Below are 1927 nucleotides of genomic sequence, written 5' to 3' on the forward strand. Positions count from 1 at the left end.
TGACCCTGGATCGGGACGGCGGCGGCGTGCGCCGAACGTCGGTGGCGATCGAAGGACACGGGGGCTGATGGCCGCGCCTCGACGCCGGTGAGCGTCGGCGCGGGCGCGCTCCTGGACGACGCCTGGGTGCTAACGGCTCCGCTGGCGATCGGAGGATTCGTGATCCTGCTGGCCCTGCTGCTCCAGCGTCGACAAGCGGGCATCAGCCGAGCCTGGGCGGCGTCCGAGCGCCGCTTCCGGGGCGCGGTCGAAGCGGCTCGCTGCGGCGTGTGGGACTGGGACGTGGAAGCGGGCGAAGTGACCATCTCGGACTACATGGCCGACCTGCTGGGCCTGGAGGCGAGCGGGCCGACGCCGGCCGAAAGCGTGCTGGAGCGCATCCATCCCCGCTACCGCGAGGCGGTGATCCACGCCTTGCGCCAGGCCCAGACCTACGGCGCCTTCGAGGTCAGTTTCCCGGTGCCGGACGATCAGGGCCACGCCCGCTGGATCGATGCGCGCGGCCAGGCCCGGGGCGAACGCGGCGACGAGGGCTTCACTTCCATCCTGGGCGTGGCGCTGGACACCACCGAGGCGCGCCGCGCCAAGGCCCAGGCGCAGGCCGCCGAGAGCCGCCTGCGCGACGGGATCGAGAGCGTTTCGGACGCCTTCGTGCTGTTCGACAAGACGGGTCGGCTGATCCTGTCGAACCAGGCGTTCCAGGATGCCTTCGGTTTCGAGGAAGGGGTGATCCGGCGCGGGGCCCTCAAGCAGGACCTGAACCGGATCGCGGCGCTGGCGATCAAGACGGACCATCCCGCGGCCGGCGGACGGGCGGGCGCGCGCGAGGTGGAGTTGCACGACGGCCGTTGGCTGCAGCTGGTGGAGCGCTTCACCTCGGACGGCGGCTCGGTCGTCACGGCGGCGGACATCACCGCCATCAAGCAGAAGGAGGCCGAACGCCAACGGGCGGTCGAGCGCCTGCACGCCACCATCACCGAGCTGGAGGACCGCGAGGAGAAGCTGTCGCTGCTGGCCCGCAAGTACGAGGTCGCCATGACCCGCGCCGAGGCCGCCAACCAGGCTAAGTCCGAGTTCCTGGCCAACATGAGCCACGAACTGCGGACCCCTCTGAACGCCATCAACGGCTTCTCGGAGATCATGGCAGGCGAGATGTTCGGGCCGCTGGGGGATCAGAAGTACAAGGGCTACGCTGGCGACATCCTGAAGTCGGGGCAGCACCTACTCAGCCTGATCAACGACATCCTGGACATGGCCAAGATCGAGGCCGGCAAGCTCACGCTTCACTATGAAACGGTGTCGCTGAAGGAGATCGTCGACGACGCCGCCCGTCTGATGCGCGGCAAGATTCAGGAGGCGGGTCTGAACCTGCTGGTCGACGCGCCCGAACTGCCCGACATCGAGGCCGACCATCGCGGCCTGAAGCAGGTGGTGCTGAACCTCATCTCCAACGCGGTGAAATTCACGCCCGAGGGCGGCCAGATCGTGGTGGCGCTTTCGCGGCTGGACGACGACCGCGTGCGGGTCTCGGTGGCCGACACCGGCATCGGCATCGCGCCCGAGGATCTGGTGCGGCTGGCCCGGCCCTTCGAGCAGGTCGAGGGCCAGCATTCGAAGACGACGCAGGGAACCGGCCTGGGCCTGGCCCTGACCAAGTCGCTGATCGAGCTGCACGGCGGCGAACTGACGATGGAAAGCGAGCCGGGCCACGGCACGACCGTCAGCTTCGACCTGCCGATCCGCCGCCCGGGCGTCGAGGCCCGGGACGAGGCCCAGGCCGCCTAGTCCTTCCGGGGCTCGCCTTGGGGGCCGCCTTCGCGGCGCGGACCGTGGACGACGACGGTGCGCCCCCGACGGGTCAGTATCTGGGCCAGGGCGGCGCGGTCCGCGGCGTCGAGGGTCTCCAGCACCCGCACCGACTCGGCCT

At 70.0% G+C, this 1927-nt stretch carries 1 protein-coding gene; it reads left to right on the forward strand.

Annotated elements, in window-relative coordinates; genetic code table 11:
* The first annotated feature begins 87 nt into the window (after positions 1–87).
* On the forward strand, positions 88–1785 hold the full coding sequence (locus tag AC2W7C_RS17320) for a PAS domain-containing sensor histidine kinase (protein WP_486002479.1): 1698 nt from the start codon (positions 88–90) through the stop codon (positions 1783–1785).
* Positions 1786–1927: the final 142 nt, after the last annotated feature.

The organism is Brevundimonas sp. CURTG3B2_SDJG (genome assembly GCF_057364705.1).